At 62.9% G+C, this 25,497-nt stretch carries 22 protein-coding genes; 13 read left to right on the forward strand and 9 right to left on the reverse strand.

From position 1 onward, the window contains the following. The first annotated feature begins 50 nt into the window (after positions 1-50). From ctaE to qcrB, 4 genes are read left to right on the forward strand one after another with little or no spacing between them, the layout of a single operon-like run. Positions 51-725 (forward strand): aa3-type cytochrome oxidase subunit III, encoded by a 675-nt coding sequence (gene ctaE / locus BLU88_RS11500; protein ID WP_197678132.1) that lies wholly within the window; start codon positions 51-53, stop codon positions 723-725. A gap of 57 nt (positions 726-782) precedes the next feature. Then, positions 783-1,568 carry a cytochrome bc1 complex diheme cytochrome c subunit gene (gene qcrC, locus BLU88_RS11505; protein ID WP_092013917.1) on the forward strand — a complete coding sequence of 262 codons (786 nt, stop codon included), beginning with the start codon at positions 783-785 and terminating at the stop codon, positions 1,566-1,568. 49 nt (positions 1,569-1,617) lie between these two features. After that, positions 1,618-2,661 carry a cytochrome bc1 complex Rieske iron-sulfur subunit gene (qcrA, locus tag BLU88_RS11510; RefSeq protein WP_092013920.1) on the forward strand — a complete coding sequence of 348 codons (1,044 nt, stop codon included), beginning with the start codon at positions 1,618-1,620 and terminating at the stop codon, positions 2,659-2,661. Then, the gene (gene qcrB, locus BLU88_RS11515) at positions 2,658-4,283 is read left to right on the forward strand and encodes a cytochrome bc1 complex cytochrome b subunit (RefSeq protein WP_092013923.1); all 1,626 of its coding nucleotides are present in this window, start codon (positions 2,658-2,660) and stop codon (positions 4,281-4,283) included. Before qcrA ends, qcrB begins: the two co-directional genes overlap by 4 nt. Positions 4,284-5,219: 936 nt before the next feature. Here qcrB and BLU88_RS11520 read toward each other — a convergent pair. The 6 genes from BLU88_RS11520 to BLU88_RS11545 form a co-directional block, all read right to left on the reverse strand. Continuing rightward, complete coding sequence (locus BLU88_RS11520) at positions 5,220-5,621, reverse strand: cytochrome c oxidase subunit 4 (protein WP_092013926.1); 402 nt, start codon at positions 5,619-5,621, stop codon at positions 5,220-5,222. After that, complete coding sequence (gene ctaD / locus BLU88_RS11525) at positions 5,618-7,315, reverse strand: aa3-type cytochrome oxidase subunit I (protein ID WP_092013929.1); 1,698 nt, start codon at positions 7,313-7,315, stop codon at positions 5,618-5,620. The genes BLU88_RS11520 and ctaD overlap by 4 nt, the downstream gene beginning before the upstream one ends. Continuing rightward, positions 7,312-8,184, reverse strand: a complete 873-nt coding sequence (gene ctaC / locus BLU88_RS11530) for an aa3-type cytochrome oxidase subunit II (protein WP_092013932.1) — start codon at positions 8,182-8,184, stop codon at positions 7,312-7,314. Before ctaC ends, ctaD begins: the two co-directional genes overlap by 4 nt. Before the next feature lie 110 nt (positions 8,185-8,294). Next, positions 8,295-8,972: a leucyl/phenylalanyl-tRNA--protein transferase gene (gene aat / locus BLU88_RS11535; protein WP_092013935.1), complete on the reverse strand. Its 678-nt coding sequence runs from the start codon at positions 8,970-8,972 to the stop codon at positions 8,295-8,297. A 29-nt stretch (positions 8,973-9,001) separates the two neighbouring features. Further along, on the reverse strand, positions 9,002-9,355 hold the full coding sequence (locus tag BLU88_RS11540; RefSeq protein WP_025778316.1) for a HesB/IscA family protein: 354 nt from the start codon (positions 9,353-9,355) through the stop codon (positions 9,002-9,004). Positions 9,356-9,434: 79 nt separating this feature from the next. Next, positions 9,435-10,811 carry a dipeptidase gene (locus BLU88_RS11545; protein ID WP_092013938.1) on the reverse strand — a complete coding sequence of 459 codons (1,377 nt, stop codon included), beginning with the start codon at positions 10,809-10,811 and terminating at the stop codon, positions 9,435-9,437. A 23-nt stretch (positions 10,812-10,834) separates the two neighbouring features. Between BLU88_RS11545 and BLU88_RS11550 the strand changes: the two genes are divergently transcribed. Beyond that, positions 10,835-11,446: a DUF3043 domain-containing protein gene (locus BLU88_RS11550; protein ID WP_092013941.1), complete on the forward strand. Its 612-nt coding sequence runs from the start codon at positions 10,835-10,837 to the stop codon at positions 11,444-11,446. On the opposite strand, the gene BLU88_RS11555 is transcribed toward BLU88_RS11550, so the two are convergent. Further along, positions 11,421-12,527 (reverse strand): quinone-dependent dihydroorotate dehydrogenase, encoded by a 1,107-nt coding sequence (locus tag BLU88_RS11555; RefSeq protein ID WP_092013944.1) that lies wholly within the window; start codon positions 12,525-12,527, stop codon positions 11,421-11,423. The genes BLU88_RS11550 and BLU88_RS11555 overlap by 26 nt on opposite strands. Before the next feature lie 122 nt (positions 12,528-12,649). On the opposite strand from BLU88_RS11555, the gene BLU88_RS11560 reads away from it, so the two are divergent. From BLU88_RS11560 to sucB, 3 genes are all read left to right on the forward strand, one after another. Continuing rightward, on the forward strand, positions 12,650-14,125 hold the full coding sequence (locus BLU88_RS11560) for a leucyl aminopeptidase (RefSeq protein ID WP_092013947.1): 1,476 nt from the start codon (positions 12,650-12,652) through the stop codon (positions 14,123-14,125). A gap of 153 nt (positions 14,126-14,278) precedes the next feature. Continuing rightward, positions 14,279-15,667: a dihydrolipoyl dehydrogenase gene (lpdA, locus tag BLU88_RS11565; protein WP_092013950.1), complete on the forward strand. Its 1,389-nt coding sequence runs from the start codon at positions 14,279-14,281 to the stop codon at positions 15,665-15,667. Between the two features lie 21 nt (positions 15,668-15,688). Beyond that, complete coding sequence (gene sucB / locus BLU88_RS11570; protein ID WP_092013953.1) at positions 15,689-17,518, forward strand: 2-oxoglutarate dehydrogenase, E2 component, dihydrolipoamide succinyltransferase; 1,830 nt, start codon at positions 15,689-15,691, stop codon at positions 17,516-17,518. A gap of 77 nt (positions 17,519-17,595) precedes the next feature. Here the strand turns inward: sucB and BLU88_RS11575 are convergent, their stop codons facing one another. Next, a complete protein-coding gene (locus BLU88_RS11575) occupies positions 17,596-18,999 on the reverse strand; it encodes a hypothetical protein (RefSeq protein ID WP_092013956.1) in 1,404 nt (467 codons plus the stop codon). A gap of 158 nt (positions 19,000-19,157) precedes the next feature. Between BLU88_RS11575 and lipB the strand changes: the two genes are divergently transcribed. The 3 genes from lipB (at position 19,158) to BLU88_RS11590 (ending at position 21,654) form a co-directional block, all read left to right on the forward strand. Next, complete coding sequence (lipB, locus tag BLU88_RS11580) at positions 19,158-19,796, forward strand: lipoyl(octanoyl) transferase LipB (protein WP_092013959.1); 639 nt, start codon at positions 19,158-19,160, stop codon at positions 19,794-19,796. Between the two features lie 10 nt (positions 19,797-19,806). Next, entirely contained in the window at positions 19,807-20,859 is a 1,053-nt protein-coding gene (lipA, locus tag BLU88_RS11585) for a lipoyl synthase (protein WP_092013963.1), read from the forward strand. 63 nt (positions 20,860-20,922) lie between these two features. Continuing rightward, positions 20,923-21,654, forward strand: coding sequence for a DUF4191 domain-containing protein (locus tag BLU88_RS11590; protein WP_092013966.1), 732 nt, complete (start codon positions 20,923-20,925; stop codon positions 21,652-21,654). 148 nt (positions 21,655-21,802) lie between these two features. Here BLU88_RS11590 and BLU88_RS11595 read toward each other — a convergent pair whose 3' ends face one another. After that, positions 21,803-22,243, reverse strand: coding sequence for an RDD family protein (locus tag BLU88_RS11595; protein ID WP_092013969.1), 441 nt, complete (start codon positions 22,241-22,243; stop codon positions 21,803-21,805). A 143-nt stretch (positions 22,244-22,386) separates the two neighbouring features. Here BLU88_RS11595 and glnA point away from each other — a divergent pair, with 143 nt between their 5' ends. Continuing rightward, positions 22,387-23,811 (forward strand): type I glutamate--ammonia ligase, encoded by a 1,425-nt coding sequence (gene glnA / locus BLU88_RS11600; RefSeq protein WP_092013972.1) that lies wholly within the window; start codon positions 22,387-22,389, stop codon positions 23,809-23,811. Between the two features lie 149 nt (positions 23,812-23,960). Beyond that, positions 23,961-25,427, forward strand: coding sequence for a mycothione reductase (locus tag BLU88_RS11605; protein WP_092013975.1), 1,467 nt, complete (start codon positions 23,961-23,963; stop codon positions 25,425-25,427). The last annotated feature ends 70 nt before the right edge of the window (positions 25,428-25,497 follow it).

The raw sequence follows: 25,497 nt of genomic DNA on the forward strand, positions 1-25,497 counted from the left end.
GGTTTTTGCTACGTCGTGTAGAAATTTCTTTCTCGAAACCTGGGTAAAAGATGAAAACTCACCCCGAGACGAGTAATAATGGGGTTGTGTCAACTGCCACTGCATCTCAAACAGCGCCAGCACATCCGGTTGTCAACCGTCCGAATGTGACCACGGTGGGCTTCATCGTGTTCCTCGCGAGCGACCTGATGTTCTTTGCCGCGCTCTTCGCCATGTACTTCACCGTCCGGTCCGTCGTTCCGGAGCTGTGGGAGGCGAGGACTCAGATCCTCGACATCCCCTATGCTCTCGGCAACACGTTGATCCTGGTGTCGTCTTCGTTCACATGCCAGATCGGTGTGTTCGCAGCCGAGAGGTTCCGCCCCCGGCGGACCGGCTCGCTGTTCAACATCGCCAAATGGGGAATGGTCGAGTGGTTCTACCTCACCTTCGCCCTGGGCGCGATCTTCGTCTCCGGTCAGGTCATGGAGTATGCGACTCTCGTCAGCGAGGGCATCTCCATCAGCACCGACGGCTACGGCTCCGTCTTCTACCTGACCACGGGCTTCCACGGCATCCACGTGACCATCGGACTCATCTGCTTCCTGCTCGTCATCGGACGCGCCTACGGAGCGAAGAAGTTCGGTCATCACGAAGCCACATTCGCAATCTGCGTGTCCTACTACTGGCACTTCGTCGATGTCGTCTGGATCGGTCTGTTCGGCGTCATCTACCTGCTCCAGTAGCCGGCCTGAGATGCTCGGCCCCCAGGACTCACAACACTTCAAGCAAAGGACGATCAAGTGAAGCTTCTAGCAGATCGCCGCAGACATCCCATGGCGCTGGTTGCGCTGCTCCTCGTGGGACTGCTGCTGACCGGCGGAGCCTATGCACTCTTCACGCAGACTTCGAGCGCCAAGGCCGACACAGCCAGCGCCTCTGACATCGAAGAAGGCAAGAAACTCTTCGCCGCCAACTGCGCCACCTGTCACGGCATGAACGCCGAAGGCACGAAGGCCGGACCCGGTCTCATCGGCGTCGGCGCCGCTGCTGTGGACTTCCAGGTCGGCACCGGACGCATGCCGCTGCAGGCCAACGGTCCGCAGGCACGCGTCAAGGAACCGCAGTTCGATGAAGAGCAGACTGCTCAACTCGCTGCCTACGTTGCTTCGCTCGGCCCCGGACCGGCAGTTCCCGAAGACGAGTACCTTGATGCATCGAAGGGCGACCCGGCTGTCGGCGGCGGTCTGTTCCGCACCAACTGCGCCATGTGCCACAACGTGGTCGGCTCCGGCGGTGCGCTGACCCGCGGTAAGTACGCACCGAACCTCTCCGAGGTCTCCGAGAAGCACCTCTACGAAGCGATGCAGACCGGCCCGCAGAACATGCCGATCTTCAACGACGCGAACCTGACTCCCGACGACAAGCGCGATGTCATTGCCTACGTCAAGGAAGTCTCGGACAACCCCTCCCCCGGCGGCTTCAAGCTCGGATCGCTGGGACCAGTGGCAGAGGGCCTGTTCATCTGGTTCTTCGGACTTGCTGCAGTCATCGGTCTGACAGTGTGGCTGTCATCCAGGGCCAAGTGAGTCCGACCGTGTCGTTCACCATCAATTACGAGAATAGACGGGGAATTCAATGACCTCGAAAGAGCACTCCGGGGGCGCCAGCCAGCTCGAGGAGTTGAACGGGTTCACGAACCCAGGTCTGCCCGAGCACAAACCGCGCCTGTCCGACTCGGACCCACGCGCCGAGAAGGTTGCCGAACGACAGGTAGCCGCTTGGTTCATCCTCTCGATGATCGGAACCATCTGGTTCATCGTGGCCTACTTCCTGTTCACTCCGGGCGAATCGATGCAGAGCATCCGCGTTCACAACATGTTCGTCGGCCTCGGTGCCGCTGTCGCGATGTTCTCCATCGGCTTCGGCGCTGTGCTCTGGGCCAAAAACCTCATGAGCGATCACGAGGGCATCGACGAACGTCATGACATCGGAGGCAGCGAAGAGGATCAGGCGATTGCGCTCGAGATCCTCCACCAGGCCAAAGAGGAATCGGGCATCGCCCGTCGCCCCCTGCTGCGCAACACGCTCATCGCCGCTCTGGCGATCGCACCGCTTCCTGCGGTTCTCGTCTTCCGCGACCTCGGTCCGCTGCCAGGCGACAAGATGTTCAACACGCTGTGGCAGAAGGGCACCCGCCTCATCCGCGATGTAGGCGGAATCCCGTCGGTGGATTCCGAGCGTCCGATCAAGGCCGAAGAGGTCACCATCGGTTCTGCGTACCACGTCCTACCTTCGGGCATCGGCGACGAAGAGGCCAGCGAACATCCGCTCAACGAGAAGGCCAAGGCAGCCGTGCTCCTCATGCGCATCGATCCCAAGGAACTCAAAGAGGATCCGGACCGCAAGGACTGGTCGCACGACGGCATCGTCGCCTACTCGAAGATCTGCACGCACGTCGGCTGCCCCGTAGCGCTGTACGAGCATCAGACGCACCACCTGCTGTGCCCCTGCCACCAGTCGACCTTCGACGTGACGGAACACTGCAAGGTCATCTTCGGCCCGGCCAAACGACCGCTTCCTCAGCTGCCCATCACCGTGGACAGCGAAGGCTACCTGGTTGCCCAGTCGGACTTCCCTGAGCCTGTCGGACCTACGTTCTGGGAGATCAACCACCCATGAGTACTACACAGCCAACCACCACCATCGGGAAGGCGGCGAACTTCGCCGAAACCCGCGTCGGGGCCTCCGTCCTCGTACGCGAGTTCGGTCGCAAGATCTTCCCTTCACATTGGTCGTTCATGCTCGGCGAGGTTGCTCTCTACAGCTTCATCATCGTCGTCCTGTCCGGAACGTTCCTCACGTTCTTCTTCCAGCCCGCCATGGGCGAGCTGCACTACGACGGACCCTGGCTGCCGCTGCGCGGCGTCGAGATCTCCGAAGCCTATGACTCGACACTGGCGATCTCGTTGGAGATCCGCGGCGGTCTGTTCATCCGACAGATGCACCACTGGGGCGCTCTGCTCTTCGTCGCCGCACTGAGCGTGCACATGCTGCGCGTGTTCTTCACCGGCGCATTCCGCCGTCCACGTGAGCTCAACTGGGTCGTCGGCGTTCTGCTCGTCATCATGGGCATGGCCGCCGGCTTCACCGGCTACTCGCTGCCCGATGACCTGCTGTCGGGCAACGGCCTGCGGATCATCGACGGAATCCTGAAGTCGCTGCCACTCGTCGGAACCTACATCTCGTTCTTCCTCTTCGGCGGCGAGTTCCCGGGCATCGACATCGTGGCGCGTCTGTACACTCTGCACATCATGATCGTGCCGGCTCTGCTCATCGCACTCATCGGCATCCACCTGATGTTCGTCGTCGTGCACAAGCACACTCAGTACCCGGGTGCCGGCAACACCGAGAAGAACGTCGTAGGAGAACCCGTCCTGCCGACGTTCGCGGCCAAGGGCGGAGGATTCTTCTTCCTCATCTTCGGTCTGCTCTCGCTCATCTCCGCTCTGTTCACGATCAATCCGATCTGGAACTACGGTCCTTACGATCCGTCACCGGTTTCGGCCGGTACGCAGCCCGACTGGTACATCGGCTGGGCCGACGGATTCCTCCGCATTGTTCCCGGCTGGTTCGAGTTCTACATCTTCGGATGGCCGATCTCGTTCAACATCAACAGTGCCGTGATCGTCATGGGCGGCGTGTTCGCAGTCATGTTCATCTACCCGTTCTTCGAGGCCTGGCTGCAGAAGGACCATCGGGAGCACCACATCCTCGATCGTCCGCGCAACAACCCGACTCGTACTGCGATCGGCGTTGCTGGGATCATCTTCTACTGCAACATGTGGGCGGCCGCGTCGGGCGATATCATCGCGGTGTTCTTCCAGATGTCGCTCAACGACATGATCTACATCTTCCGGTTCCTGTTCTTCTTCGGACCGATCATCGGCTACGTCATCACCAAGCGCATGTGCCTCGCACTCCAGCGCAAGGACCGGGAGATCGCTCTGCACGGACGGGAGACTGCCCACATCATCCGTCTGCCGCATGGTGAGTTCCTCGAACGCCACGAGGCACTTCCCCCGCACAAGCTGTGGAAGCTCACCTCGTTCGAGTCGCCGGCTTACGTTCCGGCTGAGCCGAATGCCGATGGCAAGATCACGGGCATGGAGAAGCTGCGTGCGCGTCTGTCTCGCTTCTTCTTCGAAGATCGTGTGGCGCCGGTGACGAAGCAGGAGCTCGAAGCTTCACACCACGATCACGATGCGGTCGAGGGTTCGAACAACAACCAGCTCGGACACTGATCCGTCAGCTCAGACAAATTCGAGGGGCTCAGCAGTTCAACTGCTGAGCCCCTCGGTCTATTCACCAGAGGATATGCAGCGCTGGGCGCATGATCACAATGTGTTCACAGCACAGACGTCGGACGGGCACAGCTGCGCTTCGCTCCCCTGCTACGACCACCCGCCTGGCAGGGTTCGACGCTCGTTCCCAGAATCAGGCTGCGGACGCCACATCCCTGTATCGATCCGGGCGGTAGGGCGGATCGGGTGCGCAAAGGCACTATGAGGTGCAGCCAGCGCGACTGGTCTCCCGGACCAGGCAATAAGGTGCGCGACTCACCCGCTCTTCTCGGTCTCTTCTATTCAGGATGGAACAGCACCGATCCCCGCCGCAGCATGAATGCGCAGCGCACAATCCCGCTGGTGTAGTGTTCTGAAAACCGCGCTCTGCGCCTCGAATGCTTCCGGACGACCCCCCAGAGAAGCCTGGAGTATCCCAAGCCGCTGAAGGCCTCTCACGAAGCTTCTGAGCAAGGGTTGACTTCACCCTCCCTCCCACAGCGACCCGAGATCTCACATGACGGCGCGCAATACGGGAGCACGGCCGGACAATGACGAGAGCCGCATTGGACCTGCCCAGAAGCCGTTATGTCTGTGTGCGACCGTGCCCATACACATGATCCCGTATAGCGCGCCCTCCATCGCTGCCCTGAAAGGCAGAAACGTCGATTTCCGAAGCGCCGTCAAGGCCGAGGCGGACCGCTCTTAGGGGACGGATTCAAGGGCCCTCACAACTCTGTGTGGGCATTCGCGGAGCGACGAAAAGACGTATACGTGCTCGAAACGCCGCGGACGGAGAGACTGTCCGTCAGTGTGAACAGCGAAGATTGTGAATAGCACTGTGGCCCGGACTCTTCTTGAGTCCGGGCCACAGTGGCTGGCGATCAGTTCACCGAATCAGTGGGCGAAGTCTCCACGATCGTGTTCATAGGTGAGACCGACGAGCGCGATGATGCCGAGCACGACACCGAACGGGAAGATCCACCAGCCCATCGCAATTCCGTAGAAAGCGACAGCTGCGGCAGCGGCCGACGCGATCGGCCACCAGCTCCACGGACTGAACATTCCGTAATCGGCATCAGCGTCGGAGATCTCAGCATCCTCGTTGTCCTGGGGCTGACGCCCAACGCGGCGGTCGGTGAGCCAGAGGTAGACACCGATCATCATGGCCATCAGACCGACCAGGAGCAGCGCCGGGAATCCGACGAGCTCTGTGAAGTCGGTGTAGAACCCGTAGACGATGGCAACAACGATGAAGAACAGGCCGCAGAGGTTGAAGACGTAGATCGATGACTTCATTTGGCGTTGTCTCCTGTCAGCTGAGGTTCTGCCTGACCGTGTCCGCTGTACTCAAGCAGTTCAGGGTGGTTGAGATCGAACGCAGGACGTTCGGAGCGGATGCGCGGCAGCGAGGTGAAGTTGTGACGAGGGGGCGGGCAGGAGGTTGCCCATTCGAGTGATCCTCCGTAGCCCCACGGGTCGTCGACCGTCACCTTGGGCGCATTGCGGTGGGTGATCCAGACGTTCCAGAAGAACGGAACCATGGACAGCCCCAGCAGCAGCGAACCGACCGTCGACACCTGGTTCATCCAGGTGAAGCCGTCCTGCGGCAGGTAGTCAGCGTAACGACGGGGCATTCCGTCGACACCCAGCCAGTGCTGGACGAGGAAGGTTCCGTGGAAGCCGATGAAGAGCATCCAGAAGTGGATGTGCCCGAGCTTCTCGTTGAGCATCTTGCCCGTCCACTTCGGCCACCAGAAGTAGAATCCGGCGAACATCGCAAAGACGACGGTGCCGAAGACGACATAGTGGAAGTGCGCCACGACGAAGTAGGTGTCGGACACCTGCTGGTCGAGTGCGGGGCTGGCCAAGATGACTCCGGTGAGTCCGCCGAAGAGGAACGTGGCAAGGAAGCCGATCGACCACACGATGGGCGTCTCGAACGTGATCGAGCCCTTCCACATCGTGCCGATCCAGTTGAAGAACTTCACACCCGTCGGAATCGCGATGAGCATCGTCATGAAGGCGAAGAACGGCAGTGCGACCACGCCCGTGACGTACATATGGTGAGCCCACACGGTCACCGAAAGAGCAGCGATGGCGACCGTCGCGAAGACGAGCTCCTTGTAGCCGAAGACCGGCTTGCGGCTGAACACCGGGAAGATCTCCGTGACGATGCCGAAGAACGGCAGCGCGATGACGTAGACCTCCGGGTGGCCGAAGAACCAGAACAGATGTTGCCAGAGAATGGGTCCGCCGTTGCCCGGACTGAACACATGAGAGCCGAGGACTCGGTCGGAACCGAGGACCAGCAGTGCGGCGGCCAGGGGCTGGAAGGCCATGAGGACGAGGATGCCCGTGATGAGCACGTTCCAGGTGAAGATCGGCATCCGGAACATGGTCATGCCCGGTGCACGCATGGTGATGACGGTGGTGATGAAGTTGACGGAGCCGAGGATAGTTCCGAAGCCCTGCAGCGCGAGTCCGAGCACCCACAAATTGCCGCCTGCGCCCGGCGTGAATGTCGTATTGCTCAATGGCGCATAGGCGGTCCAGCCGAACGAAGCCGCACCCTGTGGGGTGAGGAATCCGGAGATGGCCACAAGGCTGCCGAAGAGGTACATCCAGAACGCGAAGGCATTCAGTCGCGGGAAAGCCACATCCGGAGCGCCGATCTGCAACGGCATGATGACGTTGGCGAAGCCGGCGAAGAGCGGGGTGGCGAACATGAGCAGCATCAATGTGCCGTGCATGGTGAACAGCTGGTTGTACTGTTCCTTCGTTTCGACGATCTGCATCCCGGGCTCGAAGAGCTCGAGGCGGATGATGAGCGCCATCACGCCGCCGACGCAGAAGAAGAAGAACGAACCGATGAGGTACATGTACCCGATCGTCTTATGATCCGTCGACGTGATCCAGTCGACGATGATCTTGCCCTTGCTCCGTGGAACTACCGGAGCGTCAAGAGCCGCCTGATCCATCGTGGCGGTCATTTCTCAGCACCTTCTTTCGGGTACCAGTTGCGATCGTACTCCGGTCCCAGCTGGCCTGTGTTGCCCTGATCGGCAAGCGACTGCGTGTACTCCTGGAATTCTTCCTTGGACACGACCTTGACGTTGAAAAGCATCTCGGAGTGGTATTCGCCGCACAGCTCGGCGCACTTGCCGACGTATTCGCCTTCCTTCTCGGCACGCAGATGCAGGCTCTGATCGTGACCGGGGATCATGTCGCGCTTCTCGAGGAAAGCGGGGACCCAGAAGGAGTGGAGGACGTCACGAGAGTGCAGACGGATCTCGAGGTCGGTGTCGACCGGGAGGTAGAGCACGGGAGCAGTCTTCTCCGGCGCTTCGGTGCCGTCGAGCGCAACCTGAGTACCGGCGTAGTAGACGTTTTCGGTCTCGTAGTTGAAGTCCCAGGCCCACTGCTTGGCAGCGACCTCGATGACCTGCTCACCGGGGGTCGTGTCATCCGTCGTCTTCTCCATGACCTGGACGCTCTGGAAGAAGAACCCGAGGACGAGGACGACCGGAGTCACGGTGAAGAGGATCTCGATCGGCATGCTGTAGCGCATCTGCACCGGCAGTCCGCGATCGTTCTTGCGGCGGCGGTAGGCGACCATGGCCCAGAGGATGAGTGCCCACACGATGAGGCCCACGATGAGAAGGGCGATCCAGGCGCCGTTCCACAGCGCTGTATAGGATTCCGTGTGGTTCGTCGCGCCTTGCGACTCGACGGGAAAAAATCCTGTGGCGATCTGCTCTTTGGTGCAACCCGATAGCAACGCCGGTATCAACACGGCGCTCAGAATGCCGAGCCGCTTCGCCCAGGACCGCTGCGGTCCTGACTGATTCGGAGAATCCACGTGCAGCCTTTCACAACGTTCTGCGTCTCCAGGTCAGGCCGAGAGACGTGTACTTACTCTGTCACCCATAAGACTACCGCTACAAGCGGTAGAAATTCACCCGCAGGTGTTCATTTGTTGAGAATATCCTGACAGATGCTGCCCCTGAGCGCGGATTCTAGGTGCGCGGAGTACTCGAGGCCGTTGATCTCCGACACGCCGAGGGTGGACAGATGTGATGTCTGCCACTGAGTGTCGATGAGCCAGCCCCTCGACACTGAGTCATGATCCGCCGAGGCGGCCGGACCAATTCCTCTGACGACGTTGGTGCCGTCGAAGAGCCCCACCAGGTGGGCCAGCGCCGCCTTAGAGGCGTCCCGCTGAGTATGAAACATCGATTCGCCGGCGAAGAACGAGCCGATGGCGACTCCGTAGAGCCCGCCCACCAGCTCATCCTCGTTCCAGACTTCCACCGAATGGGCCCACCCATCGTCGTGGAGGCCCTGATACAGCTCGATCATCTCCTCGGTGATCCAGCTGCCTGTCCGCCGCGGGTCGGCGCACGAGCGTATGACGTGCATGAAAGCGCGATCGGTGGTGAACGTGAAGTGCTTCATCGACTTGCGCAGACTCTTCGTCACACGCAGGTCACCGGGGAAGAGGACACCGCGTCGGCGCGGAGCCCACCATCCCATCCGACCGGTGCCGCCGTGCCCGACTCCCATCGGGAAGAGCCCGGCCCGATACGACAAAAGGACCTGGGACTGCGTGGCCGTGTACGACACGGCACGCAGGTCTTCCAGGTCCATGAGAAGCGTTCCTCCTCAGCCGAGGCTGATCAGTGGAACGAGTCTCCGCAGGCGCAGGATCCGCCCGCGTTGGGATTGTCGATGGTGAAACCCTGCTTCTCGATGGTGTCGGAGAAATCGATGGTCGAACCGCTGAGGTAGGGAACGCTCATCCGGTCGACGATGACCTCGACGCCGTCGAAGTCGCGGACTGCGTCTCCGTCGAGGAAGCGCTCATCGAAGTAGAGCTGATAGATCAGTCCGGAGCATCCGCCGGGCTGGACGGCCACGCGCAGGCGCAGGTCGTCACGGCCTTCCTGCTCCAGCAGGCTGCGGACCTTGTCGGCAGCGGTCGACGACAGCTCCACCTCGTGGGTGGCTTCGGCTTTTTCGGTCACAGTCATGGTTACTCCTTTTCGCGTTCCTGCCCCCAGGCTACACCGGTCACAACATCAGTGCCCGGCAAGCTATTCCCCATTCGTGTCATCCCTTGTCGCCGAGGCGCTGCAGCAGCAGGGCTTCGGCGACGATCGCGGCCTTGAAATCGGGCAGGTAGAGCGATTCGTTGGCGCTGTGAGCCCTGGCGTCCGGGTCCTCGACGCCCGTGACCAGGATCGACGCGCCGGGGAACACGTCGAGCAGATCGGCGATGAAGGGGATGGATCCGCCGATGCCCATCGTCACCGACTCAGTGCCCCAGGCATCGGTCAGTGCCTGTCGGGCCGTCCGGACCACGGGATCGCCCTCGTCGGCCTGCCAGGGGCTGCCGCCCTCTGTCTCACCGATGCTCAGCTGTGCACCGAAGGGCAGATTGGCCCGCAGATGTTCTTCAACGGCACTGACCGCCGAGGCTGGAGTGTCCCCCGGCGCGAGTCGGATCGAGAGTTTGGCCTTGAGCGAGGACTGCAGGGTGTTCGACGAGACCGCCACATCGGGGATGTCGAGGCCGATGACCGTGATCGACGGCTGGGTCCACAGGCGGGAGGCCAGGGTGCCTGTGCCGATGAGTGCGGTGTCCGGGAGCACACCGGAGTCGGTGCGCAGAATCGCCTCGTCGAAGTCGATGGACGTTCCCGTGCTCGAGTGCAGCCCGGCGACCGCGACCGAGCCGTCGTCATCGTGGAGAGTGGCCAGCAGCTTCGTCATCGCGAGCATCGCATCCGGTGCCACTCCGCCGTACATTCCAGAATGCACGGCATGGTCGAGGGTGGAGACCTCGAATTCGACGGCACACATTCCGCGCAGGCTCGTCGTCAGGGCCGGGGTTCCCGCCGCCCAATTGCCCGAGTCGGCGACGACGATGACATCGGCGCGCAGACGATCGCGGTAGGTTTCGAGGAAATTGCGGAAGCTCGGGCTGCCGGCCTCTTCCTCGCCTTCGAAGAAGAGAGTCACGCCGACGCCGAGGCGGTCGGCCAGCAGCCGCAGAGCCGTGAGATGAACCATGATTCCGGCCTTGTCATCGGCTGCTCCTCGGCCGAAGAGCCGATCGCCCCTGCGGGTGGCGACGAACGGTTCGGTGTCCCAATCCGCGTCACGTCCGGGCGGCTGGACGTCGTGGTGGGCGTAGAGGAGAACGGTCGGCGCGCCTGCGGGCGCCGGCACGGAGGCGACGACGGCGGGGTAGCCCGGGGTTCCGTCGGGCTGGTCCGCGCTGAGGATGTCGACGTCGAGGCCGAGGTTGCGTGCCAAGCCGGCGACCGCCTCGGCGCTGGCCGTGACGTTCGCCGAGTCGAAACTCGGCCAGGCGACGGAGGGGATGGCCACGAGATCCGTGAGATTGCCGAGGACCTCGTCGAAGATGGTGTCCAGTTCGGCATGCAATTGTGCACTGTCAAGTGCTGAAGTCGATTCGCTCATTCTCCAAAGGTAGTATTCATCTCGTGTTCGGAAGCAAAAAATCTCGCGCGGAAGACGAAACCTCCGCCTCTCAGCCAGTCCATGACGACCTCTCCGAAGAAGCCGACGCCCGTCGCGATGCGGAGGCGAAGAAGGGACGGCCCACGCCCAAGCGCAGCCACCAGGAGTCTGCGCGCCGTCAGCCCCTGGTGAACAAGGATCGCAAGGTTGCGAACAGACAAGCCAAGGAACAGCAGAGGCAAGAGCGCGATCGAGCGCGCATCGGAATGATGAACGGTGAGGAGAAGTACCTGACTCGCCGCGACAAGGGACCGCAGCGCCGGTACATCCGCGATTACATCGATGCGCGCTTCTCGATCGGGGAGATCTTCATCCCCGCCGCGATCCTCATCCTCGTCATCGCGTTCACCCAGCCGGTGCAGATCCAGCAGTACTTCACCTATGCCGTCTGGGGTCTCATCGCGCTGATCGTCCTCGACGGGTTCGTGCTCAACTACATCCTGAAGAACCGGCTGCGCAACAAGTTCGGCGAAGTCGAACGGGGAATCACCTTCTATGCGGTCATGCGCAGCATCCAGCTCCGTCCGCTGCGCATGCCCAAGCCTCAGGTCAAGCGCCGCCAGTACCCCGAGTGAGCAAACGGCTCGACTCGAGGCCGCGAACGATGCGGCCGGGGAAGAGCGGACCGGAGTAGATCATCTCCGAATAGACCTGAACCAGATCGGCGCCCGCGGCCACTCGTGCACGGGCGTCTTTCGCATCCGCGACTCCCCCGACGGAGATGACTGTGAGCTCGTCGCCCACATTCTTCTTCACCAAGCGCAGCACCTCGAGTGAGCGCTCGGCGAGGGGACGTCCGGAGATGCCCCCGGCCTGACCTGCGGCGAATTCCGCCTCGGCGCCGGTCAGCACGGACCGGTCGATCGTCGTGTTCGTCGTGATGAGTCCGTCGACGCCGGTGCGCAGAGCGAGATCGCAGACCTCGACCACATCCTCGTCGGCGAGGTCCGGGGCGATCTTGACGAGCAGGGGCACATGTCCCAGCGTCGATCGCGGGCTGTCCACCACCTCGGCGGCGGTATCGCGGACCGCCGTGATGATCGGCTCCAGGCTGCTCGCGGACTGCAGATCCCGGAGACCGGGGGTGTTCGGTGAGCTGACATTGATCACGAGGTAGTCGGCCAAAGGAGCCAGCGCACGGGTCGAAGCGGCGTAGTCGGCCTCCGCGTCGGCCGCCTCGACGACCTTCGTCTTGCCGATGTTGATGCCCACGATCGGACGCAGACGCTGCGGGAGGGCGTCGATCTTCTCCCGCTCGGCGGCGATGTTGAACGAGGCCTGCCGGGCACCCTCGTTGTTGAACCCCATCCGATTGAGCAGGGCGAGATTCTTCCGCAGGCGGAACAGACGCGGCCGATCATTGCCAGGCTGAGCATGGGCGGTGATCGTTCCGACCTCGATATGGCCGAAGCCCAACGAGGACAGTGCGCGGACTCCCACCCCGTTCTTATCGAAACCCGCAGCCAGTCCGACGCGGTTGGCGAAGGGCAGCCCCATCACCTCGACGGGCCGGACGGTGCCGCGAGCACAGACGAAGCGGAGCAGCCGTCCGAGCAGGGGAATGGAATCAAGGAGGCGCAGGGCGGAGAACGAGAGGTGATGGGCTCGTTCGGCATCCATCGGAACGAAGAGGAGTCTGAAGATCAATGAGTACACGCACCCAAGAATATGTCAGAGATCCGTTTCGCTTCAGCAGGCACTGATCTCGCTGCTTCAGCAAGCGGACTGATAAGGCATTAGGATCGAGTCAACGTTCAAAGACGACTGAAAGGGAACTCATGGCTGGTGCATCCACCCTCAGCAGCTACTCCACGACCTCACCGGTGAAGGCTACCGCCTCGGTACTGGTGCTGGCGGCAGCGGACTCGAAGGTCCTCGGACTCGAAGGCGCCAAGGCGACGAAGACCGCCCTGGACGATGCTGCCCGAGCCATCGGGTTCAGCGGTAAGGCCGGATCCACCGCTCGTGTTCCAGCTCCGAAGGGTGTTGCCGCGGACTCCGTCCTGCTGGTCGGTCTCGGCGATTTCGATGCCGACGATTCCGATATCGCGGCAAAGGCCGAATCGCTGCGTCGTGGCGCAGGCGCGGCACTGCGCGCCCTGGACGGAGTCGAGTCCATCGCACTTGCCCTCCCCGCCGCCAGTGCAGCCGAGGTCGAAGCGGTGACTGTGGGTGCCGGACTCGGAGCCTACCGGTTCCTCGAGTACCGCAGCGAAAGCAGGACCCCGGGAGAGATCACCGTCATCGGCCCCAAGGGCAAGACCTTCGCGGCGGCTCATGACGCCGGTGAGGTCATCGCGGCCGCGACGAACCGAGCTCGCGACCTCGTCAACACTCCCCCGCTGGATCTCTACCCCGAGTCCTATGCCGCGATCGTGAGTGACCAGGCCAAGGACCGTAAGCTCAAGGTCACCGTCCTCGGTGAGAAGGAACTCAAGGCCGGAGGCTACGGCGGAATCATCGGCGTCGGTCAGGGTTCGACCCGTGGCCCCCGCTTCGTCAAGGTCGAATACGCACCGCGCGGCGCCCAGCGACACCTCAGCTTCGTCGGCAAGGGAATCACCTTCGACTCGGGCGGAATCTCCCTCAAGCCGGCAAAGAGCATGGAGGACATGAAGTCCGATATGGCCGGATCCGCAGCCGTAGTGCAGGCGCTGTTCGGCATCGCCGACCTCAAGCTGCCGGTCCGTGTCACCGCGTGGCTGCCGATGGCCGAGAACATGCCGGGGTCCTCGGCGCAACGTCCCAGCGATGTGCTGAAGATGCGCAACGGCAAGACCGTCGAGGTCACGAACACCGATGCCGAGGGCCGTCTCGTCCTCGCCGATGCCCTCACCGACGCCGGGGCGGAGAACCCGGACCTGCTCATCGATGTGGCCACTCTCACCGGTGCTCAGATCGTCGCGCTCGGCGAACGCACCTCCGGCGTCATGGGCTCCGAAGCTGCACGGGCGGAGGTCATCGCCTCGGCGTCCGTGGCAGGTGAGGAGATGTGGGCGATGCCGATCCCCGAGGAGATGCTCTCCGGGTTCGACTCCACCGCCGCCGATCTCACGAACTCGGGACCGCGCCCCGGCGGAATGCTCGCAGCGGCCGCGTTCCTGCGGGAATTCGTCGGCGAGGATGCGAACTGGGCTCATATCGATATCGCCGGACCGAGCTTCAACGGGTCTGCACCCTTCGGCTACACCCCGAAGGCCGCAACCGGAGCGGCGGTGCGCACCCTCATCGAAATTGCTAAGGCGAAAGCCTGAGCACAGTGGTTCTACACGCTGTCGAGGTGAACGTGATGATGCCCACCTGTGTCCAATCAGACAGCGTTTTTCTTCGCCGCGCGCAAGAAAAGTGGAAAGATAAGACTGAAAGCTGCGTACTGCAGGCTTATTCACAGCTACGAGGAGAAATCCGTGAGTGACGAATTGACCTACGACCTTGTCGTTCTGGGTGGCGGAACCGGTGGCTATGCCGCTGCTCTGCGCGCCGCAGAGCTCGACATGAAGGTCGCTTTGATCGAACGCGACAAGGTGGGAGGCACGTGCCTGCACCGTGGCTGCGTGCCGACGAAGGCTCTTCTGCATGCCGCAGAAGTCGCCGAATCCGCCAAGAACTCCGAGACTTTCGGCATCGAAGCCGAGTTCAAGGGGATCGACATCAACAAGGTGCTCGAGTACAAGGACGGGGTCATCACCCGCAACTACAAGGGTCTGCAGGGACTGGTCAAGGCTCGCGGAATCGACACCTACTTCGGAACCGGAAAGCTCGTCGGCAAGGACAGCGTCGAGGTCACCGGAGAAGACGGAAGCCACACCGTCAAGGGCACAAACGTGCTGCTCTCGACCGGTTCGACGTCGAAGACCATCGGACTTGAGATCACCGACCGCGTGATCACGAGCACCGAGGCTCTGCAGCTCGACAAGGTTCCGAAATCGGCCATCGTGCTCGGCGGCGGCGTCATCGGCGTCGAGTTCGCCAGCGTCTGGAACTCCTTCGGAGCCGACGTCACAATCGTCGAGGGCCTCAAGCACCTCGTGGCCAACGAGGACGAGACCATCTCGAAGAACCTCGAGCGCGCCTTCAAGAAGCGCAAGATCAAGTTCAAGCTCGGTGTGATGTTCAAGGGCGTCGAAGAGACCGCCGACGGCGTCAAGGTCACCCTCGAAGACGGATCAACGCTCGAAGCGGAGTACCTCCTCGTGGCCGTCGGACGCGGCCCGGTCACCGAGGGGTTCGGCTTCGAAGAGCAGGGCATCCCGATGGATCGCGGATTCGTCCTGGCCAACGAGCGCCTTCACACCGGTGTCGGAAACATCTACGCCTGCGGCGATATCGTCCCCGGACTTCAACTGGCCCACCGAGCATTCGGACAGGGCATCTTCATCGCCGAGGAGATCGCCGGGCTCTCACCTGCCCCGGTCGTCGAATCGGGCATCCCGCGCGTGACGTACTGCGAGCCGGAGATCTTCTCCGTCGGACTCTCCTCGGCTCAGGCCGAAGAGAAGTACGGCAAGGATCAGGTCGAAGCGATCGAATACAACCTCGGCGGCAACGGCAAATCCGTGATCCTGGGCACCACGGGTCTGATCAAGGTCATCCGCGAGAAGGACGGCCCGGTCGTGGGTGTGCACGGAATCGGTGCACGACTGTCCGAACAGGCCGGTGAAGCTCAGCTCATCGTCAATTGGGAAGCATTCCCCGAGGAAGTCGCACAGCTCATCCATGCGCACCCGACGCAGAACGAAGCGCTCGGCGAGGCCCACCTGGCCCTGGCCGGAAAACCCCTGCACTTCCACTCATAAGATCCGAGGAGACGAAAACTCATGTCGAATTCCGTTCAGATGCCGGCTCTCGGAGAGTCGGTCACCGAGGGCACTGTCACTCGCTGGCTCAAGGAAGTGGGCGAAGAAGTCGAGGTAGACGAGCCGTTGCTCGAGGTGTCGACCGACAAGGTCGACACTGAGATCCCCAGCCCGTACGCGGGCACCCTCGAGAAGATCCTGGCCGAAGAGGACGACGTGGTCGAGGTCGGCGGTGACCTCGCCTACATCGGCGACGGCAGCGGTGCCTCCTCTGCAGACGAGGCACCGTCCGAGGAATCCGCCGAGGAGCCTGCCGAGGCCCCGGCCGAAGAAGCTTCTGCCGAAGAGGCACCGGCAGCGGAAGAGGCACCCGCGGTGGAATCCGCGCCTGCCGCCACCTCCGCTTCGGACTCCGGTTCCTCCGAAGGCACCGAGATCACGATGCCCGCGCTCGGCGAGTCCGTCACCGAAGGCACTGTGACCCGTTGGCTCAAGGAAGTCGGCGAAGAGGTCGAGGTCGACGAACCGCTCCTCGAGGTCTCGACCGACAAGGTCGACACAGAGGTCCCCTCCCCCGTCGCCGGAGTCGTTCAGGCTCACCTGGCGGAAGAGGACGACACCGTCGAGGTCGGCGCGCCGCTGGCACGCATCGGCTCCGGAGCCCCGGCTGAATCCGCACCGGCGGAGGAAACACCGAAGGACGAGGCTCCCGCACAGGAAGCTCCGGCCGAAGAGGATCCTGCAAAGGAAGCTCCCAAGCAGGAGGCACCGAAGCAGGAATCGGCTCCCAAGCCCGCTGCTGCCGCGTCGGCACAGTCCGCTTCGGCCGCTCAGGCCGAGGAGCCGGTGGAAGCTGCTGCACAGGCCCCTGCCGCCGCCGACACCGTGGGCGAGAACGCTGCCTACGTCACTCCCCTTGTGCGCCGTCTGGCTCGCGAGAAGGGTGTCGACCTCTCGCAGGTCACCGGCACCGGAGTGGGCGGTCGCATCCGCAAGCAGGATGTCGAGACCGCGGCGAAGAACGGCACTGCCGCCGCGTCTGCCGCACAGTCCGCAGCTCCGGCCGGAGCTCCGGCCGGAGCTCCCAAGGCTCCGTTCAAGGTCGAGATCCCCGAGGAGGTCGCGAAGCTGCGCGGCACCACGGAGAAGGCTTCGCGTATCCGCCAGACCATCGCCAAGCGCATGAGCGAGTCCCTCGACGTCTCCGCTCAGCTCACGCAGGTCGTCGAAGTGGATATGTCTCGCGTCGTGAAGCTGCGCAAGGCCAACAAGGAAGCGTTCCAGGCCAAGCACGGTTCGAAGCTGACCTACCTGCCGTTCTTCGCGAAGGCAATCGTCGAAGCGCTTCAGGTGCACCCGAAGGTCAACGCCCAGTACGATCTCGAGTCGCAGCAGATCACCTACTTCGATCACGAGCACCTGGCCGTCGCGGTCGACACTCCGCGCGGACTGCTGGTGCCCGTGATCAAGGATGCTGGTGATCTGAGCGTCGCAGGTCTGTCAAAGGCCATCGACGATGTCGCTGACCGGACCCGCAACAATAAGATCATGCCGGACGAGCTCTCAGGCGGAACCTTCACGGTGACCAACATCGGTTCCGTCGGGGCACTCTTCGACACGCCGATCATCAACCAGCCGCAGATGGGCATCATCGGCACGGGTGCGATCGTGCGTCGCCCCGTCGCCGTGAAGACGGCCGATGGAGACGAAGCAATCGCCATCCGCGACATGGTGTACCTGCCGTTGACCTACAACCACCAACTGGTCGACGGTGCGGATGCAGGACGCTTCCTGCAGACTATCAAGGCACGTCTGGAAGAAGGCAACTTCGAGGCCGATCTCGACCTCTGAGCCGGACTCTTCCGCACACCTTTCGAGGGGCCGACCGATCCTGGTCGGCCCCTCGGGTCATTCACGGCACTGCTCATTCACGGCGATGCGACCTCGCGGACCTCCGCCACTAGCCATCGTCCTTCGACCCTCTGCAGTTCGAACTCGACCGTGTGTGCGGCGAACTCCTGCAGAGCACCACCGCTGCCCGCACTCGAATGCATGAGCGCCGAGGCGACCACCCCGTCATCGTCGATCGCGACGATCTCCACGTCCTCGACACCGATCGAATAGTCGGAGTCTGCAAAGGCTGCAGGATCGGTGAGCTCATCCGCTGCAGCGGCAGCCGACTCGGGTACTGTGAGCGCCTGCAGAGCCGCCGCATCACCGTCGCCGAGTGCCTTCGCCCGAGATCGGCACAGTTCCTCGAGGATTCCGGTGACTTCCTCCACACTCAGATCCTGCGTCGGTTCCGGCGACGAGTCCGCGTCCTGGGCGGCGGAAGCTCCCTCGCCCCTCACGCCTGCATAATTCGACAACGAAGCCCAGACGATGATTCCGCCGAGCAGGGTCAGACTCACTGCGACGCCGATCAGCAACGTGCTGCGCCCGAACATTCGCCGCAGCTCGCTACCCCTGAGCCGCGTCCACAGAGAATTTCCGGTGTTCAGCAGGCGTCTTCGTCCATCCGGCTGCCTCCGTCCCCGTCTGTAGCGTCTGGAGTTCCTTGCCCCGGCACGCAGCGGAGACACCCCTCCGCTGTGCAGAGACGGGGCCGGCGAACCGGGCGTCGAACCGACGGCCTCCGTCGTTTCCCGGCTCGGTCTGAGCCCGGATGCCACGCGCAGGCGTGCGGTGAGGGCCGCCTCCGGCGCGGTTGCGCTCTCTGCCGGCACAAGCGGCAGCGCAGCGGGACGATCGAGGGTACGCAGGGAATCGGCCGCCTCGGCGAGGACGCTGTTCAACCCGATATCGGAAGCTGTGTCATCGAGGAGGTCGTTGACGAGTGATCGCAGCGCCGCTGATGATTCCGTCAGTGCGAGATCGACGGGAAGCAGCACCTCGGCCCACGGCCGCCCGTATACGGCGTGATAGATCATCTCCCCCACTGCCCGGCGCGGCGTCGTCGCCATGGACGCCGATACGCCGGGTATGGTGACCGGGCGCCCGTCAGCGTCGAGGGCGAACGCGGACAGAGTGAGCCGATCCTCCGGTCGCGTGCACGTCTGCAGCGCTTCGATGATGCCGAGGAACAGGGTGCACAGCTCGGCCTCGGTCAGCCCCTGATAGGCGCGGACGACGTCGAGGACGAGCCCTCCGGGCGAGGCTGGGACCACGAGCAGGGAACGCACACCGTTGGGAAGGGCCACCTCGGCGAGAGCGAGCACGCGGGGATCATCGACGTCGAAATCGTTATGGACGACGCCCCACGCACCGCGCCCGTCGGTATCGACGATGCGGTGGATATCGTCGGCGATCGTTGTCTGAAACTCCCATGTCATCGTTCGTCATCTCCACTGATGCGATTTGATAATGTTTGATGTGGTTCAATGATCTTCGCTGACGTGGTTGTGTGTCAAGGGCCACAGCCTCGGTGGCGGACGACAGATGTGATTGGAAACAAATTGAACACTGGGGGCAAGAGTCATAGTGTGGAGCCATGCCCCTGGCCACAGAAACCCTCGGGTTCGCCCCGGTCCTCTCGGACTATCGGCAGACTTGGGAAATGCAGAAGAGATACCACGAAGAAGTGCTCGCAGGTCATCGTCGATCGACGATCCTGCTCCTCGAGCATTCACCGGTCTATACGGCCGGGAAGCGCACCGAGGACTTTGAGCGGCCGACTGACGGCACCGATGTCATCGACGTCGACCGCGGCGGAAAAATCACCTGGCACGGTCCAGGACAATTGGTCGCGTACTGCATCTACAAGCTCAATGACCCCAAAGAGGTCCGGCTCTTCGTGTCCCAGCTCGAGGACGCGATGATCAAGCTGCTTTCCGAACTAGATATCCAAGCGACCACTATCGAGGGCCGTGCCGGCGTCTGGCTGCGAGACGATGGTCTCCGTCGCGACCGCAAGATCGGCGCCATCGGCATCCGCATCCACGAAGGCGTGACGATGCACGGACTGGCGCTGAACTGCAGCAACGACCTCGGTGCCTATGAGTCCATCATCCCGTGTGGGATCACCGACGCCGACACCACGACCATCAGTGCCGAACTCGGTCGCACCGTCACTCCTGAGGATGTGGCCGAACGACTCGACGAAATCCTGCACGAGACCATCACCGCATAGGAGAACTCAGATGACGATCGCCCCAGAGGGCCGCCGCATGCTCCGCGTCGAGGCCCGCAACTCCGAGACTCCCATCGAAGACAAGCCGGCCTGGATCAAGGCAAAAGCCCATATCGGTCCCGAGTACACCGCGCTGAAGTCACTCGTGCGCAAGCAGGAGCTGCACACGGTGTGCGAAGAGGCCGGCTGCCCTAACATCTTCGAATGCTGGGAGGATCGCGAAGCGACTTTCCTCATCGGCGGCGAACAGTGCACCCGGCGCTGCGACTTCTGCCAGATCGACACCGGCCGACCGGCCGAATTCGATGCCGACGAGCCGCGCCGTGTGGCCGCCTCGGTGGCGGAGATGGGCCTGCGCTACTCGACGATCACGGGTGTGGCCCGTGATGACCTCGAGGACGGTGGCGCGTGGCTCTATGCCGAGACCGTGCGCCAGATCCACGACCTCTCCTATGTCGACGGACGCGGCACCGGCGTCGAGCTGCTCATCCCCGATTTCAATGCCAAGCCGGATCAGCTCGCCGAGGTGTTCTCCTCCCGCCCCGAAGTGCTCGCGCACAATGTCGAGACGGTTCCGCGCATCTTCAAGCGGATCCGTCCCGCGTTCCGCTACGAACGGTCGCTGTCGGTGATCACCCAGGCCCGCGAAGCCGGTCTGGTGACGAAGTCGAACCTCATCCTCGGAATGGGCGAGACGAACGACGAGATCATCTCCGCTCTGCAGGACCTGCACGATGCCGGCTGCGATCTCATCACGATCACGCAGTACCTGCGCCCCTCGCCCCGCCACCACCCCGTCACCCGGTGGGTGAAGCCAGCAGACTTCGTGATGCTGCGCGATGCGGCTGAGGAGATCGGCTTCCTCGGTGTCATGTCGGGCCCGCTCGTGCGCTCGTCATACCGAGCCGGACGCCTGTGGGCCACCGCCATGCGCCGCCGCGGCGAGGAGATTCCTTCGCATCTGGCGCACCTGGACAAGCACACGCCGGCCAAACAGGAGGCGCAGGCCGTTGTGGATACCTTCGGCCCCGGCGAAGAGGTAGACTTGACTGCTGAGCAATGAGCGTCGGTCTCCCCCTGATTTCGGGATGCGACGCCGCAACGCCCCTCAAGAGCAAGTGAGAGAATGAGCGAAGAACCGCGTAAGGGACTCTTCCGGCGCAAGCCCAAAGATCCGAACAAGAAGCCCGGCCGTCTGGCGCAGATGCGTCAGGTCTATGAGCTGTCGGCCAAACACAATAAGGCGACCCCGTGGCTGCTGGCCGCAGCGGTGCTGGGTTGCACGATCATCGGCCTCGGTGCCGGCTTTGTGTTCGGTGGGATCATCTTCACGACCATCCTCGGCTTCATGGTCGGTCTGCTGCTGGGCATGTTCATGCTCGGGCGCTTCGCCGAGACCGCCGCCTTCGCTCAGATGGACGGACAGCCCGGAGCTTTCGGCGCCGTCCTCAACACCGCCCGGCGCGGATACCTCATGGACGAGAAGCCCATCGCCGTCGACCCGAAGAGCCGCGACCTCGTGTTCCGCTCGACCGGTCGCGCCGGTGTCGTCCTGCTGAGCGAAGGACCGAAGGGCCGCAGTGCGAAGTTGTTGGCCAAGGAGAAGAAGCGTCACGAGCGCATCCTCCCCAACGTTCCGATCCACACCTTCCAGGGTGGCAAGGAAGAGGGCCAGCTGACGATGAAGCAGGTCGTTCCGGCCGTGCAGAAGCTGCCGCGTAAACTCAACCGCGCCGAGGTCCTGGCCGTGCGCAATCGTCTTGCTGCTCTGGGCACTCAGGGTTCGCGCCCGCCGATTCCGAAGGGAATCGACCCGAACAAGGCTCGCCCCAACCACAAGGCCATGCGCGGACGCTGATCCGCAGATTCCCAGCGAACGTGGAAACGGCGCCGACTCACTCCGAGTCGGCGCCGTTTCCACTTCTCCCCCACCCCAATTGCTACCTGAGGGCGGCCCAGCAACCTCGCGCGAGGTTGCTGGGCCGCCCTCAGGTAGTAAGGGAGGGTCAGCGGCGGAGGATGACTGTACCGGCCGCGAGGTCGTGGACGCCGCGGTTGTCGCGGTTGAAAATGAGTGCGGGAATGACGAGCACGACGAGGACTGCGCGGATGAGCGACTTCAGCAGTCCCGGCACGTGCCCGTCGAGACGGCGGACCTCGATGCCGAATATGCGATGTCCCACCGAGTAGCCGAGGGTGCCCACGAGCACGAAATTCTCGAGAGCGAAGATGGCAGGAGCGAGGATCGGATTCGCCGGATCAATGAGATTGGCGATCGCCAGACACATCAGCCAGTCGATGAGCAGAGCGAGGATGCGCTTCCACGCCGGGGCCAGAGAATGCGAGCCGTTGACAGGCAGACCCAGCCGCTTTCCGGGCCAGTCGTCGTCTTCCCTGTCGAACCGGGGTCCTTCGAGCCAGGAACCAAGGTCGTCACGATTGATCACTCCCCCAGCCTACGGAATCAGGGCTGAGTGGATCCTCAGGAAACATGCCCGAAACATGGGCGACATCACTACTTCATTCTTCGGCGACTAAGATTGACCGTGGTCAGGACAAACGGCCACCGTACTCGAACTAGGAGACCTAAGTGTTCTCGTCTGCTGAAGAACTCGTCAACTTCATCTCGGACAACGACGTCAAATTCGTCGATGTCCGGTTCTGCGACCTGCCCGGTGTGGTCCAGCACTTCAACCTCCCCGCCGCCTCATACGGCACCGAGGAGATCACCGAAGGTCTGCTATTCGACGGGTCCTCCATCACGGGCTTCCAGGGCATCCACGAATCCGATATGAAGCTGCTGGCCGACGTCACCTCCGCATACATTGACCCGTACCGTGAAGCGAAGACACTGGTCATCACCCATTCGATCGTCGACCCGTTCACCGACGAACCCTACTCGCGCGATCCCCGCCAGGTCGCAGCCAAGGCCGAGGCCTACCTCGAATCCACCGGCATCGCCGACACCGTCTTCTTCGGCGCCGAGGCTGAGTTCTACCTCTTCGACTCCATCCGCTACGAGAACACCCCCGGCAGCAGCTTCTACAAGATCGGTTCGCAGGAAGCCGCTTGGGACACGGGCACGGATGAGCCCGGCGGAAACCAGGGCTACAAGACCCCCTTCAAGGGCGGCTACTTCCCGGTCTCACCTCAGGATCAGTACGCCGACATCCGCGACCAGATGTCTCTGACACTCGAGCAGATCGGCTTCGAGATGGAGCGGGCGCACCATGAGGTCGGCACCGCCGGTCAGCAGGAGATCAACTACAAGTTCAAGACTCTCCAGCACGCCGGTGATCAGCTCCTCGACTTCAAGTACGTGATCAAGAACACCGCGTTCGAGCTCGGCAAGTCCGCGACTTTCATGCCCAAACCGCTCTTCGACGACAACGGCTCGGGCATGCACTGCCACCAGTCGCTGTGGAAGAACGGCGAACCCCTGTTCTACGACGAGAACGGCTACGGCGGACTCTCCGACCTAGCCCGCTGGTACATCGGCGGCCTCATCGAACACGCCGGTGCGGTGCTCGCGTTCACGAACCCGACGATCAACTCCTACCGCCGGCTCGTGCCCGGATACGAGGCCCCGGTCAACCTCGTATACTCCGCCCGCAACCGTTCGGCCGCGATCCGCATTCCTGTGACCGGTGCGTCGCCGAAGGCCAAGCGCCTGGAGTTCCGTGTGCCGGACCCCTCGTCGAACCCCTACCTCGCATTCTCGGCCCAGCTCATGGCCGGACTCGATGGCATCCGCAACCGCATCGAGCCTCCGGAGCCCATCGACAAGGACCTCTACGAGCTCCCGCCCGAGGAGGCCAAGGACATCAAGCTCGTCCCCGGCACCCTCGACGAGGCGCTCAACGAGCTCGAGAAGGACCACGACTTCCTCACCGCCGGTGATGTGTTCACTTCCGACCTCATCGAGACGTGGATCCGCATCAAGCGCGAGAATGAAATCGATGTCGCTCGACTGCGTCCGACACCGACGGAGTTCGAGCTCTACTACGCACTCTGATCTCGGCTGGCGGCCGATCCCAGGCGAACTGAGATCCCGCAGCCGAGTGGAATAGAGTGAGGGCGTCACGGGTTATCCCCGTGGCGCCCTTTCGGCTCTGCGGCCGCAGACACGGCCGGTCGGATCACGCACCATCGGAGGGATGGACTTTGACGCACTATGACCTGCTGCTCATCGGCACCGGTTCGGGAAACATGTTCCTCGACAAGCGGTTCGCCGGCCTGAAGACCGCCATCGCCGAGGAATGGCATTTCGGCGGCACCTGCCTCAACGTCGGGTGCATCCCGACGAAGATGTTCGTCTACCCCGCCACCCTTGCCGAACAGGCCATGCAGGCCGACCGGTACAACCTGACCCCGACGCGCCCCGAGGTTGATTGGGCCGGACTCCAGGAACGCATCTTCTCCCGCGTCGACGCAATCGAGTCCGGAGGCCGCGAGTACCGCAGCAGCGGTCGCCAGCCGAATATCACCGTCGTCCCCGAACATGTTCATTTCACCGGAGAGAAGACAGTGCGCACCGCCTCCGGTGAGGAGATCACCGCCGATCGCGTCGTCATCGCTGCCGGCGCCCACCCGTTCATCCCCAATATCGCAGGGCTCGACACCGCCCGTATCGACACCGACGACTACCCCGTGTTCACCTCGAACACTGTGATGCGGCGTGCCGATCAGCCCCGACGCCTGGTCATCATCGGCTCCGGGATCGTCGCCATGGAATTCGCCCATGTCTTCGCGGCCCTCGGCACCGAGGTGACCGTCCTGGCCCGCGGTCCCCGCCTCCTGGGCGATATCGACGAGGAGGTCGCCGACGCGTTCACGCGGATCTTCGACTCCGCCCACACAGTCCTCCACGGAGCCCAGGCCAAGCAGATCGACATCGACGACGGCGAGGTCACGCTGACCCTCGAATCCAGCGGACGCCTCGCCGAGGCGGACCTGCCAGTCGCGGTCACCGCAGACGGTGTGCTCGTGGCCACGGGAAGAATCCCCAACACCGCCGAGCTCGACGTCGAGGCCGCCGGTTTAGACATCACCGACGGAAAGCGCCTGTCCGTCGACGAGTACCAACGCGTGCTCTCCTCCGGTCAGCCGGTGCCAGGTGTGTTCGCACTCGGAGACATCTCCTCACCCCACCAGCTCAAACACGTCGCCAACCACGAAGCGAAGATCGTCGGTCGCAACCTGGCCGCCGACGTCGCGGCAGGAGACCCGGGCAGTGCTCCGACCGAGGACCTCGCTGCGGTCAACCATGATGCCGTTCCCGGCGCCGTGTTCTCCTCACCTCAGGTCGCCTATGTCGGCATGACCGAGGCACAGGCTGCGGAGGCCGGACACGATGTGACGATCAAGGTGCAGAAGTTCTCCGATGTCGCCTACGGCTGGGCGATGGCCGATGATCCGGGAATAGTGAAGATCATCGCCGATCGCCGCACTCGGCACATCCTCGGCGCGCATATCGTCGGACACGAAGCCTCGATGCTCATCCAACCCCTCATCCAGGCCATGGCCTTCGGTCAGAAAGCCGACGAGGTGGCCACCGGGCAGTACTGGATCCACCCAGCCCTGCCCGAGGTGATCGAGAATGCCCTGCTCGGGCTTGAGTTCGACGACTGATCGGTCGTCCGATCTCTGACTCGCGGGACACCCGTGAGGTACCCACAAAGGCGGATTTCCGCCGCCTACG

The sequence above is a fragment of the Brevibacterium siliguriense genome (assembly GCF_900105315.1).
Taxonomy (GTDB): domain Bacteria; phylum Actinomycetota; class Actinomycetes; order Actinomycetales; family Brevibacteriaceae; genus Brevibacterium; species Brevibacterium siliguriense.